General features: G+C 70.1%; 16 protein-coding genes. 9 read left to right on the top strand and 7 right to left on the bottom strand.

The genetic code is table 11. The features are described from left to right. A partial coding sequence (locus AB0E94_RS36080; RefSeq protein WP_360335812.1) for a transposase occupies positions 1-107 on the bottom strand: 107 nt, incomplete at its 3' end. Between the two features lie 60 nt (positions 108-167). Further along, positions 168-599 carry a hypothetical protein gene (locus AB0E94_RS36075; protein WP_360335808.1) on the bottom strand — a complete coding sequence of 144 codons (432 nt, stop codon included), beginning with the start codon at positions 597-599 and terminating at the stop codon, positions 168-170. 75 nt (positions 600-674) lie between these two features. On the opposite strand from AB0E94_RS36075, the gene AB0E94_RS36070 reads away from it, so the two are divergent. Further along, entirely contained in the window at positions 675-1,280 is a 606-nt protein-coding gene (locus AB0E94_RS36070; RefSeq protein WP_360335806.1) for a TetR/AcrR family transcriptional regulator, read from the top strand. Between the two features lie 122 nt (positions 1,281-1,402). Here AB0E94_RS36070 and AB0E94_RS36065 read toward each other — a convergent pair whose 3' ends face one another. Continuing rightward, positions 1,403-2,554, bottom strand: a complete 1,152-nt coding sequence (locus AB0E94_RS36065) for an SGNH/GDSL hydrolase family protein (protein WP_360335804.1) — start codon at positions 2,552-2,554, stop codon at positions 1,403-1,405. A gap of 141 nt (positions 2,555-2,695) precedes the next feature. Between AB0E94_RS36065 and AB0E94_RS36060 the strand changes: the two genes are divergently transcribed. Then, the gene (locus AB0E94_RS36060; RefSeq protein WP_360335802.1) at positions 2,696-3,493 is read left to right on the top strand and encodes a hypothetical protein; all 798 of its coding nucleotides are present in this window, start codon (positions 2,696-2,698) and stop codon (positions 3,491-3,493) included. Here AB0E94_RS36060 and AB0E94_RS36055 read toward each other — a convergent pair. The 4 genes from AB0E94_RS36055 to AB0E94_RS36040 form a co-directional block, all read right to left on the bottom strand. Further along, positions 3,483-3,908 (bottom strand): hypothetical protein, encoded by a 426-nt coding sequence (locus AB0E94_RS36055; RefSeq protein ID WP_360335800.1) that lies wholly within the window; start codon positions 3,906-3,908, stop codon positions 3,483-3,485. The two genes, AB0E94_RS36060 and AB0E94_RS36055, sit on opposite strands and share 11 nt — an antisense overlap. 614 nt (positions 3,909-4,522) lie before the next feature. Continuing rightward, positions 4,523-6,586: an ATP-binding protein gene (locus AB0E94_RS36050; protein WP_360335798.1), complete on the bottom strand. Its 2,064-nt coding sequence runs from the start codon at positions 6,584-6,586 to the stop codon at positions 4,523-4,525. A 36-nt stretch (positions 6,587-6,622) separates the two neighbouring features. Then, the gene (locus AB0E94_RS36045; protein WP_360335796.1) at positions 6,623-7,315 is read right to left on the bottom strand and encodes a hypothetical protein; all 693 of its coding nucleotides are present in this window, start codon (positions 7,313-7,315) and stop codon (positions 6,623-6,625) included. Positions 7,316-7,326: 11 nt separating this feature from the next. After that, complete coding sequence (locus tag AB0E94_RS36040) at positions 7,327-8,052, bottom strand: GntR family transcriptional regulator (protein ID WP_360335794.1); 726 nt, start codon at positions 8,050-8,052, stop codon at positions 7,327-7,329. Between the two features lie 120 nt (positions 8,053-8,172). Here AB0E94_RS36040 and AB0E94_RS36035 point away from each other — a divergent pair, with 120 nt between their 5' ends. From AB0E94_RS36035 to AB0E94_RS36005, 7 genes are all read left to right on the top strand, one after another. Further along, positions 8,173-9,201: an ABC transporter ATP-binding protein gene (locus tag AB0E94_RS36035; protein WP_360335792.1), complete on the top strand. Its 1,029-nt coding sequence runs from the start codon at positions 8,173-8,175 to the stop codon at positions 9,199-9,201. Then, the gene (locus AB0E94_RS36030) at positions 9,194-10,396 is read left to right on the top strand and encodes an ABC transporter substrate-binding protein (RefSeq protein WP_360335790.1); all 1,203 of its coding nucleotides are present in this window, start codon (positions 9,194-9,196) and stop codon (positions 10,394-10,396) included. Before AB0E94_RS36035 ends, AB0E94_RS36030 begins: the two co-directional genes overlap by 8 nt. A gap of 1 nt (position 10,397) precedes the next feature. Further along, complete coding sequence (locus AB0E94_RS36025; protein ID WP_360335788.1) at positions 10,398-11,243, top strand: ABC transporter permease; 846 nt, start codon at positions 10,398-10,400, stop codon at positions 11,241-11,243. Beyond that, positions 11,240-12,055 carry an ABC transporter permease gene (locus AB0E94_RS36020; protein WP_360335786.1) on the top strand — a complete coding sequence of 272 codons (816 nt, stop codon included), beginning with the start codon at positions 11,240-11,242 and terminating at the stop codon, positions 12,053-12,055. Before AB0E94_RS36025 ends, AB0E94_RS36020 begins: the two co-directional genes overlap by 4 nt. A 96-nt stretch (positions 12,056-12,151) precedes the next feature. After that, on the top strand, positions 12,152-12,727 hold the full coding sequence (locus AB0E94_RS36015; RefSeq protein WP_360335784.1) for a hypothetical protein: 576 nt from the start codon (positions 12,152-12,154) through the stop codon (positions 12,725-12,727). Between the two features lie 328 nt (positions 12,728-13,055). Continuing rightward, complete coding sequence (locus AB0E94_RS36010; protein ID WP_360335782.1) at positions 13,056-14,180, top strand: lipase; 1,125 nt, start codon at positions 13,056-13,058, stop codon at positions 14,178-14,180. Between the two features lie 251 nt (positions 14,181-14,431). Then, positions 14,432-17,347, top strand: coding sequence for a M36 family metallopeptidase (locus AB0E94_RS36005; protein WP_360335780.1), 2,916 nt, complete (start codon positions 14,432-14,434; stop codon positions 17,345-17,347). Positions 17,348-17,383 lie beyond the last annotated feature (36 nt).

Raw genomic sequence — 17,383 nt, 5'->3', positions numbered from 1 at the left:
ATCCCCAGATCCCGGGCAACCTGCGCGATCGGCTTGCCGGTCTCCCGGACCAGCCGCACCGCACCATCTCTGAAGTCCTGATCAAACCTTCGCCGCGTCTCCGCCATCGCCAGTCACCAATCCCTTAAGGCGATGTCTCCACGTTACGAGGGGAAGCTCAGGCCGGCTCAGCGGGTTGCTTCGGAACGCCCGGCCAAGCGGCTGCGTAGCGTGCTGATCGCGCTTGTGGCGGCCAGCGCCCACAACACCAGCAGGGGCTGGAAGAACAACCTCACGAGACGCTTCGTGTCGGTATCGAGGCCGAAACCGTCCTTGTGCTCCAGCCACTGGGCCACGTTGCCCGGGAAGATCACGACGAAGAACAGGGCTGCCACCGCTCCCAGGAAGCCGCGGGCTGGCTGCCTCCACACCGTCAGCAGCGCCAGGCCCAGGCTGATCTCGACCACCCCGGACGCCAGCACCACGAAGTCGGCGGGCAATGGGAACCAGCCCGGCACCTGTGCCTGGAACTCACTGCGGGCGACGGTCAGATGGGTGATGCCGGCGAACGTCAGGACCGCGCCCAGCAGCGCCTGACCCACGTTCCGGATGACCGCCATGATGTCCCTCCCAAAGATGAGGGCCGAATCATAACTGATGAATCCATCAGTTATGAGCGGGCCTAAACTGACCCCATGAACGGTGGGCGACTGGACCGGCGCAAAGCACAGACCCGCGCCGCGCTCATCGACGCCGCCCGCACGATCCTGACCAGCCGCGATCCGGCCGGGGTGAGCATTCAGGAGATCACCGAGGCGGCCGATGTCGGGTTCGGCAGTTTCTACAACCACTTCCCGTCCAAACAGGAGCTCTTCGACCTGGCGGTGGTGACGGCCGCCGCCGAGCACCGGGCGCTGCTCGACGCCGCGACCGCCGGCCTGACCGACCCGGCCGAGGTGCTGGCCGTCGCGGTGCGGGTGACCGGCCGGTTCCCGCGCACCCACGCCGACCTGGCCCGGCTCATCGACCGGGTCGGCACGGGTTATCCGGCGGCCTACCGGATCGACGCGTTGCGGCACGCCCACGACGTGGGCCGGCTCTGTTTCGACGACGCCGAGGTGGCGTTCGCCTGTGTGAACGGTTCGGTGCTCGGCGTGCTGCACCACAGCCTGCACGCCGACGACCAGAGAATCGACGAGGCCGCCGACCGGCTCGCGGTCAGCCTGCTGCGCATGTTCGGCCTGGTCGAGGGCGACGCCCGAAAGGTGGCGTCCCGCCCGCTGCCACCAGTCGCTCCCTGAAAAGGCCGGCTCAACCGGCGAGCCGGGTCGGCGTCGACGCGAACGGGCTCAATCGCCGAAACCAGGACAGGTCGAAACGGCTGGCTCAATCGCCGAACCAGGCCGGCGTCGACGCGGCGGGCTCAACCGGTGAACCAGGACAGGTCGACGGCGTCGGCGATCGCCTTCAGCCCGGCGGCCGACGGGTGCAGGTGGTCGCCCGAGTCGTAGCGGCGCAGCAGCCGGGCCGGGCGTGCCGGATCCCGGACGGCGAGGTCCTGGTCCAGCACCGCGTCGCACCCGCTGCCCGGCGAACGCAGGAACGCGTTGACCGCGGTCCGCCCGGCCTCGGCTTCGCTCGTCCAGTAACCGGCACCCTGGAACGGGGTCAGGGTCGAGCAGATCACCCGTACCCCAGCTGCCTTTGCCCTGGTCGTCAGCTCCCGGAGGGAGCCGTTGATCCGGTCCGCCGGCGGCGGACCGGAGGCGCCGAGATCGTTTATCGCATCGTCGGAGATGATCACCCACCGGACGCCCGCGCGGCGCAGCACGTCGCGGTCGAACCGGGCCGGCGCGCGTTCGCCGTGGTCGTCGGCGGTCAGCCGGTTGCCGCTGATGCCGGTGTTGAGCACGCCGATCTCCCGGCCGGACGCCCGCAGCCGATCGGACAGCAGGTCGGGCCAGCGCCGGTCACCGCCGAACGGCGAACCCAGCCCGTCGGTGATCGACGCCCCGAACGCGACGATCGCGCCGTCGCCACCGCGCACGTCCAGTCCGGACAGGAAATACCAGCTCCGCTCGGCCCGCGCGCCGGTCAGCTGCGCGGCGAAGACCTGATCCCCGGCGGCGACCCGGTTGGCCCGGGACGCGACGGCGTGCCTGGTGCTCGGCCCGGTCGCCGCCGGCAGATGCAGGCTGACCGTCACATCCGCGTCAGCCGGCACCACGAATCGCGCCTCGTCACTGATCGCAGTGCCGCCGGCCGGGATCGTCACCGAAGGCTGCCCGCCGAACGTCACCCTCAGTGAAGCTCCGAGCGCCACCGAGCCGATCGTCAACGGCCGGGCGCCGAACTCGTTGGTCAGATGGAGCCGGGCCGCGTGCCCGCCGATGCTGGTGTGCACGATCTGCCGCAGCGTCTGATCCTCGAACGGGCGGCCACCGCCTTGAACCGCAGTCGCCCACGTCCCGGTCCAGCCCGGCACCGGCGACGGCACCACCGCGATCCGCACCGGCGTCACCGCACAACCGGCCACCAGCAGGAGAAACCCGACCGCGAGCCGCACGGTCACCATCCTGTCACCGTGCGCCCGGCGACCAATGCATATTCGGTACGGCCTACCTGAGGCGCCGTGGCTGTCCACGCGACGTCCGCCCGGCGCCGGGCCGCGACGCGGCCGCCGGGCTGAATGCGGTGGTCACGGCAGGATGGTCCCGTGGAGATCATCGAGCAGTTCGTCCTCGGCAAATCAGCGGATCACCAACTGTGTGAGGACGCAATCATCGTCACCCCGAGTCACGCCGCGGTGATCGACGGAGCCACCGACGTGAGCGGCCGGAGTTTCCACGGCCGCACAGGTGGCTGGTGGGCGATGAACGCCTGCCGCGACGCCCTCGCCCGGCTCCCCGGGCACGCCGACGTGCACACCACGGCCGAGTCCCTGACCTCGGAGCTGGCCGCCCGCGCAGAGCCAGGCCACGCCGCCGCCTCGGTCACCGTCTACTCACGCGCACACCGGGAGATCTGGCAGATCGGTGACGTCGGTTTCGCCTACCAGGGACTGCCGGCGGAGACGGGCCGGCCGCGCAAACTCGTTGACCGGGTGGCGACGTCGTTCCGGGTCGCGGTCCTCGCCGCCGAAACCGCCGCTGGGCGCATCGACCCGCACGTGGTGACCGACGAGGACCCGGGACGTCTGGCCGCACGGGCGCTGGTCAGCCGGCAGAGCGTGTTCCGCAACAGCATCGGGCCCTACGGGTACGCGGCGGTCGACGGCCACCCGGTCCCGGCATCGCTGCTGGTCGTGCACCCGGTGCCGGACGGCGTCGACGAGTTGGTGATCGCCAGCGACGGCTACCCGATGATCGGGGCGACTCTCGCCGAATCCGAGTCGGTGCTGGCCCGGTTGCTGGCCGAGGATCCGTGGTGTGTGGCCGGGCTTGCCGGTACCAAGGCGGTCCGGCCGGGCCAGGTCAGCTTCGACGACCGGGCCTACCTGCGGCTCAGCCTGTGACGGTGCGACGGGTGCGGGTGGCCGCGACCCGGGCCACCATCAGTTCCACGACGGCCTCGAAGACGGACAGCACGATCAGGAAGATGTCGGACGGGCCGGACACCGACGGCGTGGCGACCGTGGCGATGACGGCCACCACGGCGACCGGGATCGCCACCACCCGCGCCCCGGCCAGCACCACCGCCAGCTCGGCGAGCCGGTGCCCGCGGCGGTCCTGGAACAGCGCGACCGCCGCCAGCAGCATCACCACGGCGCCGATCGCCGCCGAACCGGCGAACAGTAGGAACGGGGCCACCTCGGCCGCGGTCACATCGCCGTCCCGGTACGCCGTCCACATGATCGAGTTGATCGCGACCAGGCCGGCGTCCACCAGCACCAGCACCAGGGTCAGCGCGCCCAGAACCCGGTTGCTCACACCTTCGGAAGACCCATCCGCCACGGCGTCCCCCTCACGGCTCCCGCGCATCCGGTTCCGCCAATATCCCACCGCCGCGCCACCCACCGGTGTTTCCCTTCGCGACGCTTCGGGATCTTGCACGAGCCTGCCCGCCGGCAGTGATCTTGCACGACCGTTCACGTCTGGGAAGCTTCTTCACGGCTTTCGCCGCCTCCGGGGTCAATCCCCCCTGCTGCGCGTCGTCCTCCCGCCGAGCCTTCGGGCTGTCGCACCGGTCACGCAGGCGACTGGGCCTCCGGCCCGAAGCCGTAATGTCGTATTCGCGGGGGAATCGCCCTCGTTCGGCTTTGTGGATCTTGCATGCTTCTCCACGTTGGCCGCGATCTTGCACGGTTTCTCACGTCTGAGCATGGTTTGTCCTGCAAGATCCACAGCGTCGGGGAGACCTTGCAGCGTTCTTCAGGTTGGGGCGTGGAAAGGGCTGCAAGATCGGCGCGGGCCTGAAAAGTCGTGCAAGATCCACGGGCGACGAGCGGGCGGCGACCGAACCGTAGGCGACCGAAGCGGTGACGGTCGGATACCGCCGGGCCGGGACGGTGCAGGTGGTCGCGTTGTAGTCCGGGGCTGCGTGGTCAGGCGGGACGGCCTGGCTCGTACCGCTGCGGGGTTTGAAGAACCGTGACCACCGGTGCCGGACCGGGAGCGCAGGGCAGGGAGAGGACGAAGACCGCGCCGCGCGGCTGGCCGGCCTGGTAGGTGATGGTCGCGCCGGACGCGTTCGCGAGCCGGGCCACCAGGTAGAGGCCCAGGCCGGTGCCGGGTTTGGTGGTGGCGACGCCGGTTTCGGCGCGGGTGAAGCGTTCGAAGAGGTGCGGGACGAACGCGGCCGGGACGCCTTCGCCGTCGTCGGCGACCCGGATCAGGACCCGGTCGCGGTCCGGGGTGACGGTGACCCGGACCGGCGGCGCGCCGTATTTGACGGCGTTGCCGAGCAGGTTGCCGAGCAGCAGGTTCAGGTGGACCGGATCGGCGAACGCGGTGACCTGGTCGGGTGCGATGACGGTGATCGTCCCGGGTTCGGCGCCCTGCGCGGTGGCCGCCTCCCGGACGGTGTGGCTGACGTCGAGCCGGGCCGGCCGGGCGGTGAGCGCGCCCGCGTCGAGCTGCGCCAGCGTCAGGATCTCGGTGACCAGTTCGTCGGCGCGATGCCCGGCGGCGGTCATCCGGCGCAGGTAGTGCACGCGGGTGTCGTCGCCCAGGTCGGGCCAGTCGTCGAGCAGCAGCTCACCGGCGGAGACGATGGTGGTGAGCGGCTGGCGTACGTCATGGGTGAGCATCGCCATGAAGTCGGCCATCTGCTCGTTGGCGTGTTCGAGGCGTTCGGCGTGGCGGGCGAGTTCGGCGGCGTCGTGGCGGCGTTCGGTCTCCAGGGCGTGCCGTTCGGTCATGTCGATGACCTGGGTGGCGATGTACTGCGGGTGGTCCGCCTCGTCGCGCAGCAGGCTGGCGGTGATCGCGACGTCGACGACGTGTCCGTCGGCGTGCACGTACCTCTTGTCGACGTCGAACCCGTCGACCCGGCCGGTGGTGCAGTCGCGGATGTGACGCAGCGACAGGTCCACGTCGTCGGGGTGGGTGATGTCGGTGACGTGGCGGCCGATCAGGTCGGGCTCGGTGCGGCCCAGCATGTGGCAGAGCGTCGGGTTGACCCGGGCCAGCCGGCCGTCCAGGCCGGTCAGCGCCATCCCGATCCGGGAGTTGTCGAAGACTTTGCGCAGCCGTTGCTCGCTGGAGCGCAGCTCACGGCGGTTGCGGCGGGCCCGGGCGGCGGCCGCGACCACGAGCAGCCCGACCACCGACGCGGTGACCAGCGCGGCCCGCCCGGCGGCCCGGCTACCGGACGTGGACGCGAACAGCACGTCCTCGGAGACGGCCGCCGACAGCCGCCACGGGGTGCCCGGAATGTCGCGGGAGGTGTACTGCCACCAGCTGTCGCCGTCCTGGTAGCGGCCGGTGGCGGCCCGGTCGAGGGCGGCGTGCAGCTTCGGCTCCTCGTTGGTGAGGAAGTCGACGCCGGTGTGCGGGTGGTTGGCGGCGACGATCGCGCCGGCGTGGTCGACCAGGTGCACCTTCACGCCTGCGAGCGGGATCGCGGTGGACAGGTAGGACGAGAGCGGACTGTCGCCGACGGCCACCGCGCCGGAGAAGACACGCCGCCCGTACGGGGTGTCGAACGGCACCGCGAAACCGACGACGGGCAGGCCCCCGGCGGCCGCCGGGACCACCGGGGAGACGGCGGCGCGGCCCTCGGTGACCGCGGTGTGCAGGTGCGGGTAGAGGTCGTCGATCTTCTGGCCGAGCAGGGCCGGGTTCGACGGGATGACCTGGAGCAGCCGGCCGCCGGCGTCGAGCAGGACGGCCGCCGGATAGCCGAAGCCACCGACCGTGCGTTTGAAGTCGGCCGCGTCCACCGCCCGGGAGTCGAGGAACGCGTTCGCCTGGGTGCGCTGTCTGGCGATCAGGTCGGTGACCATGGCTTTGACGAAGTCGGCGGCCAGGCCGGCCCGCCAGTCGTAGCGCTGGACGATGGCGCTCTTGGCGGTGCGTTCGACCCAGATCAGGATGCCGGCGCCGACGCAGGTGAGCGCCAGCCAGGCCGCCAGCGGCGCGGCCAGGAAGCGCCATCCCATCCGCATTTTTCCGATTGTTTCATGTTTTGCGGAGGGTGCGGCTCAGTTCCAGGTGAGGACTGTCAACGGCAGCGTCCCGCACGGCGTCAGCGTGACCCCGGTGGGCAGCGTCGACGGTGTGTGGGTGAGCAGCGCGGAACGGATCGCCTCGTCCCGGATCAGGGAGCCGGCCAGGTGGTGCGCGGTGGTGCCGGCGATCACCCGCCCGTGCGTGTTGACCAGCGCGGCCGGGCTGCCGACGGCGCGCAGGGCGGGACGCAGCGCCCGTTCGAGATCGGCGACGAACACGTCGGCCCCGGCGATCCCGGCGAACCTGCCGTCGTGCGTGATCGGCACGGTGAAGGTCAGCGCGTACTGCTCGGCGCAGACGTAGTCGACATACGGCCCGGTGACGTGCCGGACCCCGGTGTCGCGGGGGACCGCGAACCACTGCTGCCGGCCGACGTCGACGAACGTGTCGCTGGCCGGGTCGAGGTCGAGGTCGAGGCGGGTGCGCTGGGCCGGGTCGGCGCCCATCCACCACTCCAGCCGCTGCGGGCGTTCGGCGGTGATCACACCGGCGCCGCTGATCAGCCCGCCGAGCGCGGCGGTCACCGCGGGTTTCAAGACCGACAGATCCTCTTCGGTACGCAGTACGCGCTCGGTCTGCTGCCGGAGCTCGTCGGCGATCGCGAAGGCGTGCTCGGCGAGGTCCGTGGCCAGGGATGCGGCTTCCAGAACGATCGTCTGTCCCACGAGACTCGCCTTCACTGCTCGATCAGCGTCAGGTGCAGGGTGACCAGCCGCTCCACGGCTTTCTCGATGTGGTCCTCGGTGAGCCGGCGGGCCAGGTCGCCGTCGCCCGCCGCGATGGCGGCCGTGATGGCCCGGTGGTCCGCGTGCGGATCATATGCGCAGTCGTCGCCGGGGAGAACCGGCGACCAGAGGACTGTTCCCAACTCGGTAGCGAAGCGAACCTCCTCGCGGGCGAGCCGGGCCGACTGGGCGACCGCGGCGACCTCCAGGTGGTACGCCCGCTCCATCCGGTGCAGGGGCCGCCCGGTGTCGGCGTCGACCTCCTCGATGCGCAGGATGTCGTCGGCGTCGGCGCGCTGGGCGGCCAGCCGGGCGGCGGCGCCGGCGACCGCCGCGTAGTGGTCGGCGGTGTCGCGCAGGGTCGGCAGGCTCAGCTCGGCGAGCCGGGAGTGCAGGTCGTTCTTCGCGGCGGGCGCACGCACGAAACTGCCGCCGCCCCGGCCGCGACGGGTCTCCACCAGGTTCTGCTGGCGCAGCGCGACGAGCGCCTCCCGCACGGTGACCCGGGAGACGCCGAACTGAGCCGCCAGATCGGCCTCGCTGGGTAGTTGCTCGGCGTCGGTGAGTAGGCCGAAAGTGATGGCATCGGTGAGCCGCCGGATGACGGTCTCGGCGCGGCTGTGCGGGTCGAGTGGTGCGAAGACCACTGCTCGCGCGCTGGCTCGGTCCGTCCCCATGCCGGTGATTCTTCCGTACGGCTGTTAACGAACCGGTTACCGGGCTGTCTTGACCTTTAAAGTCTGACGCCATACCTTTTCGGCACCTGGCACTCAGGGACCTCTCAGAAAGTCGATCACGTGACTGATGCACCCACCCCGGCGATCCGGCTCTCCGGGCTCCGCAAGTCGTTCGGCGCCGTCGACGCGGTGGCCGGCGTCGATCTGGAGATCGCCGACGGCGAGTTCTTCTCGATGCTCGGGCCGTCCGGCTCCGGCAAGACCACGGTGCTGCGCATGATCGCGGGGTTCGAGCTGCCCACCGCCGGGAGCGTCTTCCTGTCCGGGCAGGACGTCACCCGCCTGGCCCCGTTCGAGCGGGACGTCAACACGGTCTTCCAGGACTACGCGCTCTTCCCGCACATGACCGTGCAGGAGAACGTCGAGTACGGCCTGAAGGTCCGTGGGGTCAAACGCGCGGTCCGGCGCGCCCAGGCTGAGGAGGCGCTGGCCTCGGTGCGGCTGGAAGGTTACGGCGGGCGCAAGCCGTCGGCCATGTCGGGCGGGCAGCGGCAGCGCGTCGCCCTGGCCCGGGCACTGGTCAACCGGCCCAAGGTGCTGTTGCTCGACGAGCCGCTGGGCGCGCTCGACCTGAAACTGCGCGAGCAGATGCAGGTGGAGCTCAAGCAGATCCAGCGCGAAGTAGGCATCACGTTCGTCTTCGTCACCCACGACCAGGACGAGGCCCTCACCATGAGCGACCGCGTCGCGGTCTTCGAGTCCGGACGGATCGCCCAGGTGGGTACGCCGGAGGAGGTCTACGAACGACCGGCCAGCCCGTTCGTGGCGGGCTTCGTCGGAACGTCCAATGTCTTCACCGGCGACGTGTCGTCCGCTCTCTTCCAGCGGCCGGGCACCTTCTCGGTGCGCCCGGAGAAGATCGCCTTCGGCGAGGACGGCGTCCCCGGAGTCGTCGCCGAGGTCGTCTACGCCGGAGCCGTCACCCGATATGTCGTCGACCTCGATGCGGGCACCCGCGCCGTGGTCGTCGCGCAGAACCGCCACAACGGCGCGCCGCTGGTCGCCCGTGGCGATCGCGTCCACCTGTCGTGGCACGACGAACACATCGTCGAGATCCCCCCTGTTGCAAAGGAGACCGCGAATGCGTAGCGGAAGAATAGTCATCGCAGCCCTCGCCGCCGGAGTGCTCACCCTCGCCGGGTGCGGCGGCGACGGCGGCTCGACCTCGACCGGCTCGGGCCCCGGCGGCCTGACCGTCCCGAAGATCGACAAGCTGGCGTCGCTCGGCGCCGGCGAGGGCACCGTCAACGTGGTCTCCTGGGCCGGCTACGTCGAGGACGGCACCACCGACAAAGCCGTCGACTGGGTCACCGGGTTCGAGAAGGAGACCGGCTGCCAGGTCAACAACAAGATCGCCGGCACGTCCGACGAGATGGTCACGCTGATGAAGACCGGCGAGTACGACGTGGTGTCGGCCTCCGGTGACGCGTCGCTGCGACTCATCTACGGCGGTGAGGTGGCGCCGGTCAACACCGACCTGATCGGCAACTACAAGGACGTCTTCGACGGACTGAAGAACCAGAAGTGGAACTCGGTCGACGGCGCCGCCTACGGCGTCCCGCACGGCCGCGGCGCCAACCTGCTGATGTACCGCACCGACAGCGTCACCCCGGCCCCCACTTCGTGGAGCTCGGTGTTCGACCCGGCGTCGCCGTACAAGGGCAAGATCACCGCCTACGACTCGCCGATCTACATCGCCGACGCCGCCCTCTACCTGATGAAGACCAAACCCGACCTCAAGATCACCAATCCGTACGCGCTGGACGACACCCAGTTCCAGGCGGCGGTCGACCTGCTCAAGCAGCAGAACGAGCTGATCGGCGAGTACTGGTCCGACTACACCAAGGAGGTGCAGGCGTTCAAGGCCGGCAACTCGGTGCTCGGCACCACCTGGCAGGTCATCGCCAACCTGACCAAGGCCGACGGCGCGCCGGTCGAGGCGATCCTGCCGTCCGAGGGCGCCACCGGCTGGTCCGACACCTGGATGATCTCGGCCAAGGCCAAGCACCCGAACTGCGCCTACCTGTGGATGAACCACATCATCAGCCCGAAGGCGAACGCCGGGGTGGCCGAGTGGTTCGGCGAGGCCCCGTCGAACAAGCTGTCCTGCGCGGAGACCGCCGACAAGAACCACTGCGCCACGTTCCACGCCGAGGACGAGGAGTACTTCAAGCAGGTCTGGTACTGGACCACCCCGCTCGCCCAGTGCGTCGACGGGCGCACCGACGTGACCTGCAAGGACTACGCGGCCTGGACCCAGGCCTGGACGACGATCAAGGGATAGCGTGACCAGTCTCGGTTCGTATCTGCACCGGCACCCGCGCCTGCGCCTGGCCGGCCTGCTCTCGGCGCCCCTGCTCTGGCTGGTCGTCGCCTACCTCGGCGCGCTCGCGGTGCTGCTGGTGTCGGCGTTCTGGACTGTGAACGGCTTCACCGGAGACGTGGTCCGGGAGTTCTCACTCGCGAACTTCCGGACCATCCTCACCGAGGAGGTCTACCGGAACGTCACCCTGCGCAGCCTCGGGGTGGCCACCGCGGTCACCGTGATCTGTGCGGTCCTCGCGGTGCCGATGGCCTTCTTCATGGCCAAAGTGGCATCTGCGAAATCGCGGCACTGGCTCGTCATCGCCATCCTCACGCCGCTCTGGGCCAGCTATCTCGTCAAGGCGTACGCCTGGCGGATCCTGCTCGCCAACGACGGGCCGATGGACTCGATCTTCGGCGGGCCGGGGTATGGGATCGGCGCCACGATCCTGGTGCTGTCCTACATGTGGCTTCCCTACATGATCCTGCCGATCTATGCGGGGCTGGAGCGTCTACCTGATTCGCTCCTGGAGGCCTCAGCGGATCTGGGGGCGCGCGGTGGGCGTACGGTCAGATCGATTGTCCTGCCGGTTTTGATCCCCTCGATCTTCGCGGGGTCGATCTTCACCTTCTCGCTGTCGCTCGGCGACTACATCACCGTGCAGATCGTCGGCGGGAAGACCCAGCTCATCGGCAACCTCGTGTACGCGAACATCGGCGCCGCCAACAACCTGCCGTTCGCCGCCGCGATCGCCTGCGTCCCCGTCCTGATCATGGTGATCTACCTGGTCGCGGTCCGCCGCTCCGGCGCCCTGGAGGAGCTGTGACCCTCTCCCCGTCCGCCCGCTGGGTGCTGCGCGTCGTGATGGCGCTCGGGCTCACCTTCATCTACGTGCCGCTGCTGCTGGTGCTGGTCAACTCGTTCAACGGCGACCGTACGTTCGCCTGGCCGCCGCACGACCTGACCACCCGCTGGTGGGCCGCCGCCTGGGCGAACGAGGGCGCCCGGCAGGCCCTGCTCACCTCGGTCAAGGCCGGGCTCGGGGCCACCGCGATCGCGCTGGTGCTGGGCACGATGGTGGCGTTCGCGGTGCAGCGGTTCAAGTTCTTCGGCCGCGACACCGTGTCCCTGCTGATCGTGCTGCCGATCGCGCTGCCCGGCATCGTCACCGGCATCGCCCTGGACAGCGCCTGGCGCTCGGTCATGGGTGACCTCGGTATCGGCAAGGGGCTGTTCTCGGTCGTCGTCGGGCATGCCACGTTCTGCGTGGTCACCGTCTACAACAACGTCCTGGCCCGGCTGCGCCGGACCGGCGTCAACTTCGAGGAGGCGTCGGCCGACCTCGGCGCCAGCGGTTTTCAGACCTTCCGGTACGTGACCTTCCCGCTGATCCGGTCGGCGCTGCTCGCGGGTGGGCTGCTGGCGTTCGCGCTCTCCTTCGACGAGATCATCGTGACCACGTTCACCGCCGGGCCCGGGGTCACCACCCTGCCTATCTGGATCTTCAACAACCTGTTCCGGCCCAATCAGGCGCCGATCGTCAACGTGGTCGCGGCGGTGCTGATCGTGTTGTCGGTGCTGCCGGTGTGGCTGGCGCAGCGGATCGCCGGCCCGTCCGCCGGAGCGAGCCGTACGTGACGTCTCAGTAGTGGTACCTCAGTGCCGCCACCTCAGTAGTGGCACCTCAGTGCTGGCACTGATGTCGTCGGCGCACGTGGCGCCGACGATCGGGGTATGACTTACGCGCGGATCCAGACCACTGACAACCGTCCCTCGGGCGAGTTTCCGCTCACCGGGATCATCGCCGGTCATGCCGGGTTCGCCGGTCTGTTCCTGCTCTCCGGGCAGGGGCAGACCGGCGCCCTGCTGACCCTCTGGAAGAGCCGGGAGGACGCCGAACTCGCCTCCTCCCGTACCCGGGAGGCAGCCGGGCCACGACCGGTCGACCTCACCTTCGACGCCGTCTACGACGTCGATGACGACCTGCCCGGCAGCGCCGGACCGGCCTCGGTGGCGCTCGTCGGCTGGTTCGACGGGCCGCTCAGCACGGCCCGGATCGCCGCCGCCCGTCGCCGTGGCCGGGAGGTCATCCAGCCGGCGCTGCGTTCGGTGCCGGGGCGGGTCCGGTCGTTCGTCCTCTGGCAGCCCGCGTCGCTGGGCTTCGTCGTCGTGCACCTCGCCTCGTCACCTGAGGTCCTCACGGAGATCGGGAGGGTCATCCAGTCGCTGCCGGTCCGGCCGGACGAGGATCCCGCCCTGCTCACCGGGCCGGACCGACTGGAGCAGTATCGGGTCGTGGCCGAGGGGTAGTGCTGGCGTTACCTCGAAGTATCCATCCTGGACGACTGTGGGCGGGGCTCGGATTCGGTTGGCTGAGGCCATGACCTTCTCCGGGCCCTTCGCCTCCTCTCCTGGTTCCTACCTTCGCCGTCCCCGTGCCGGGATTCCCTTCGCCGGGGTTCCGTCCGCCCTCGGCCGGAAGTCTGGTGCTGCCCTGGCTGTGACTGTCGCGGTGGCCACCGCTGCGTCCGCCTTGCCGCTGCTCTCCGCCGGGCCCGCTTTCGGGTCTTTCGCCGTCGCACCTGCCGTCGCGGCGTCTTCTGCTGCCGGGCCTGCCGCTGTCACCTCGCCGTTTGCTTTGCCGGCGCCTTCTGGGCCGTTCGCTGTCGGCCGTGAGGTGCTGCACCTGACCGACCGGTCGCGGCCCGACCCATGGGTGCCGTCGCGCGCTCGCGAGCTGATGGTCTCGATGTTCTATCCGGCGATGGGGCTGCCCGGGCGGCCCGCGCCCTACCTGTCGGAGACCGAGGCGCGGCTGCTGATCGACGCCCGCGGGGCCACCGGCTTCGTCGATCCGGCTGAGCTGAGCGCCACCCGCACCGCCGCTGTCGTCTCCGCCCCGGCCCGGCGCGGCCGCTACCCGCTCGTTGTCCTGTCGCCCGGGTTCTCCCTGCATCGGCACACGCTCACCCACCTCGCCGAGGAACTGGCCAGCCGCGGCTACATCGTGGCTACCGTCGACCACGCCTACGAGTCGGTGGCCACCGACTTCCCCGGCGGCACGCTGACCTGCACGGCCTGCGACCTGGTCGCCGGCACCGACGGTTACGCCCGGGTGGCGGCCGGCCGCGCGCGGGACCTGTCGTTCGTCCTTGACCGGCTCACCGGCGGCAGCCCTGCCGGGAGTCACTCCCGGCTTTCCGGTGAGGGGTCTGCTGGGCGTGGCTCCGGGCTTTCCGGCGAGGGGTCTGCTGGGCGTGACTTCCGGCTGGCCGGCGATAGGCCGGCCTGGCGTTACTCCCGGCTCATCGACCGTGGCCGGATCGGTATGGCCGGCCATTCGATCGGCGGCAATGCCACCGCCGCGACCATGGCCGCCGACCCACGCGTCCGCGCCGGCATCAACATGGACGGTGGCTTCTTCGAGCCGATTCCCGCCGGCGGGCTGGGCGGTCGGCCGTTCCTGCTGCTGGGCGCACCCTTGGCGGCGCCGGCCGCGTCCTGGCTGCGTGACTGGCCGTTGCTCGACGGCTGGAAACGCTGGCTCGACGTCACCGGCAGCGGCCACATGGACTTCACCGACATCCCGGTCATCGGCGAACAGGCCGGCATCCCCGACCCCGGATACCCACTGCCCGGCAGCCGCGCGGCCGAGATCACCCGCGACTACGTCACCGCGTTCTTCGATCTCCACCTGCGCGGCATCCCGCAGCCCCTGCTCGACGGCCCGTCCGCCGATCACCCCGAGGTCGTGTTCCGCTAGAGCATTCGAGGCCTTCACAGATCTTGTTGACTTCGGTCACGCCCTGTCTCGCGGAACTTCACAAGATCGAGTGGGTGGGCGCCTTTTGTGGACTTCACGGGCGAGGTAAGTCGTGAGTCCGACCCCGGCGGGACATCGATGAAGATTTGATTGAAACATCTCGATTATGGACGTTCGGCCCATCCCGTGATCATGCGTTCGTGCGATCGGATTCGAGAAGACCGGTAACGACCGTCCATAGAGGAGGTTCCGTGCGCACACCATCCCGTGCGATGGCGGCCACCACCACAGCATTCGTCGCAGCCGCGCTCGTCCTCGCCCCAGGGGCGGGGAGCAGCGCGGCCCCAACCACCCCGGTCCAGGCGGCCGGGACCCCGGAAGTGCACGGCGACCAGGACCACGCCGACATCATCGACAACCGGAAAGGCAAGGTGGCGCCCACTTCGGCGCAGCGCACCCTTGCCGCCGAGGCCAGCGCGTCCGCCCGGTGGAACGTCTTCGGCACACCGGCCAGCCTCACCGCGGTCGACGCCGAGCCGCTGGCGACCGGGCTCCCGGCCGACCCGGTGGCCGCCGCCCGCGCCTATGTGGACGGCAACCGTGACGTCCTCGGCATCACGCCGGCCGCCGCCGAATCCCTCGAGGTCCTCACCACCCAGCAGCTCGGCGAGGGCAGCATCGTCCTGCTCCGGCAGAAGTTCGGCGACCTCGAAGCCGGCCGTGACGGCCTGCTCTCGGTGGGCCTCCGCGACGGCAAGGTCTGGTATGTGAGCTCCTCGCTCGCCCGTGACGCCGCCGCACCGCAGCCCGCCACCCTGACCGCGGCCGACGCCGAGCGCATCGCCGCCGAGAACGCCGGCATCAGCAACCCCACCTCGCTCGGCACCAAGCTGGTCGCCGTGCCCACCCCCGAGCAGGGCGCGCGGGCCGCGTACCAGGTCGCCTTCGGCGCCGCACTGAACAGCGCGGACCCTGAGGCGTACACCACCTGGGTCGACGCCCGTGACGGCAGCATCCTGGTCCGCGAGGACATCGTCGACCACGACTCCGACAACCCGAAGTGGGACGTCTTCCCCAACTCGCCGCGCACCGACTACTCGTCGCGTGACACCCGTTCGACCTTCTGCTGGGTCCGGGCGCGTGGCTGTGACGAGGCCGTCGCCGGTCCCGCCTCACCGCAGGCGTGGGACGTCGACCCGGCCACCGGCACGTCCACCAACACCACCAGCGGCAACAACTCGTTCGCGGTGCAGAACTGGCTGTCCAACGACCCGTTCTCGGTCGGCACCGAGCTGGCCACGCCCAGCCCGACCCGCGACTACACCTACCCGTGGACCAACCAGTGGTACCGGGAACAGTGCGCGCCGACGGTCTTCGACACTCCCGCGCGTAACGACATCGACGCGGCCCGGGCCAACCTGTTCGTCCAGCACAACCGGATGCACGACTGGTCGTACCTGCTGGGCTTCACCGAGGCCACCTGGAACATGGAGAAGGACGGCGCCGACCCCGAGCAGGGCAACGCGCAGGCCGGTGGCATCTCCGGCGGCCCGCCGGACTTCGCGGCCCGTAACAACGCCAACCAGATCACCCCGCCGGACGGTCAGGCGCCGATCACCAACATGTACCTGTGGCAGCCGATCGCGGCGGCCTTCTACGGCGCGTGTGCCGACGGTGACTACGACATGTCGGTCATCGGCCACGAGTACACCCACGCCATCACCAACCGCATGATCGCCGGCCCGAACGGTGGTCTCAGCTCGCCGCAGGGCATGAGCGAGAGCTGGTCCGACCTGCTTGCCGTCGAGTACCTGGCGGAGAACGGGTACGCCCCGAAGGGCGCCCGTGGCTTCACCGTCGGCGAATACGTGACCACCGACCCGGTGGCCGGTATCCGTAACTACAACATGAGCGACAACCGGCTCAACTACAGCTCCGTCGACTACGACTTCGTCGGCCTCCAGGTCCACGCGTCCGGCGAGGTGTGGAGCGCCACCAACTACGACGTGCGGTCCGCGTTCATCAAGCGGTACGGGTACGGCTCCGACTCCCTGCAGAAGGCGTGCGCCCTCGGCAAGAAGCCGGTCACCTCCTGCCCCGGCAACCGGCGCTGGATCCAGCTGGTGTTCGACTCGTTCCTGCTGCTGGCCAACAGCGCCAACAGTCAGGTCGACGCCCGGGACGCGCTGCTCGGCGCCGACCTGGTCCGGTTCGGCGGCGCCAACCAGGACATCATCTGGAACGCGTTCGCCAAGCGTGGCCTCGGTGAGGGCGCGGTCAGCAACGGGGCGGGCGACGCCGACCCGACGCCGAGTTTCAGCTCGGCGTACGCCAAGGAGTCCACTGTCACGTTCCGCCCGGTCGACGAGTCCGGCCAGCCGGTCGTCGGCGCGAAGCTGTTCGTGGGCGACTACCAGGCGCGGGCCGTCGCGGTCGCCGACACCGACCCGGCCACCGCCCTGCCCGACACGGTCAACCTGGTGCCGGGGTCGTACGCGTTCGTCGCCCAGGCGCCCGGTCACGGGCACGCCCGGGTGTCGCCGCAGTGGTTCAAGTCGGGCAAGGCGGCCACCCTCACCGTGAAGCTGCCGCGCAACGTCGCCTCGGCGGCCGCCGGTGCGACCGCCACCGGTGACGGCATCAACCTGGCCCGGCTCGTCGACGACGACGAGGCCACCAACTGGGCCTCGCTGGCCAGCACGGTCGCCGGCAAGGGCGTGACCGTCGACCTGGCCGGCGACGCGCAGCGGGTCCGCCGGGTGCAGGTGAGCGCCATGCTCCGCCCGCCGGTCACCGGCGACGTCGACGCCGGCACGCAGAACCGTTACACGGCGCTGCGCCAGTTCAAGGTCCTGGCCTGCACGGCCACGGCCACCGTCACCTGCTCGGCGCCGGCTGACTTCCGGACCGTCTACACCAGCCGCCCGGACGCCTTCCCGGCCGTGTCACCGCGGCCGCGGGCCCCGCAGCTGCTGGTGAAGTCCTTCGACATCCCGGACGTGACGGCAACCCACCTCCGTATCGAGGCCGTGACCAACCAGTGCACCGGCGGCCCCGACTACGCCGGCGAACAGGACCAGGACCCGCGCGCCAACACCGACTGCGCCACGGCAAGCCCGCAGGCGCTGAACGTGCGAATCGCCGAGTTCCAGGCCTTCACCCGCTGACAAACCGGTGGGCGGGGGCTGTACCGCCCCGCCCAC

The organism is Actinoplanes sp. NPDC026670 (genome assembly GCF_040638175.1).
GTDB lineage: Bacteria > Actinomycetota > Actinomycetes > Mycobacteriales > Micromonosporaceae > Actinoplanes.
This window is presented reverse-complemented; position numbering and strand designations above follow the sequence as displayed.

What these genes read in the sequence shown, in the direction of transcription:
- AB0E94_RS36075 (WP_360335808.1), bottom strand. Translation starts at nt 599, where the DNA reads ATGGCGGTCATCCGGAACGTGGGTCAGGCGCTGCTGGGCGCGGTCCTG.
- AB0E94_RS36070 (WP_360335806.1), top strand. Translation starts at nt 675, where the DNA reads ATGAACGGTGGGCGACTGGACCGGCGCAAAGCACAGACCCGCGCCGCG.
- AB0E94_RS36065 (WP_360335804.1), bottom strand. Translation starts at nt 2,554, where the DNA reads ATGGTGACCGTGCGGCTCGCGGTCGGGTTTCTCCTGCTGGTGGCCGGT.
- AB0E94_RS36050 (WP_360335798.1), bottom strand. Translation starts at nt 6,586, where the DNA reads ATGCGGATGGGATGGCGCTTCCTGGCCGCGCCGCTGGCGGCCTGGCTG.
- AB0E94_RS36040 (WP_360335794.1), bottom strand. Translation starts at nt 8,052, where the DNA reads ATGGGGACGGACCGAGCCAGCGCGCGAGCAGTGGTCTTCGCACCACTC.
- AB0E94_RS36030 (WP_360335790.1), top strand. Translation starts at nt 9,194, where the DNA reads ATGCGTAGCGGAAGAATAGTCATCGCAGCCCTCGCCGCCGGAGTGCTC.
- AB0E94_RS36015 (WP_360335784.1), top strand. Translation starts at nt 12,152, where the DNA reads ATGACTTACGCGCGGATCCAGACCACTGACAACCGTCCCTCGGGCGAG.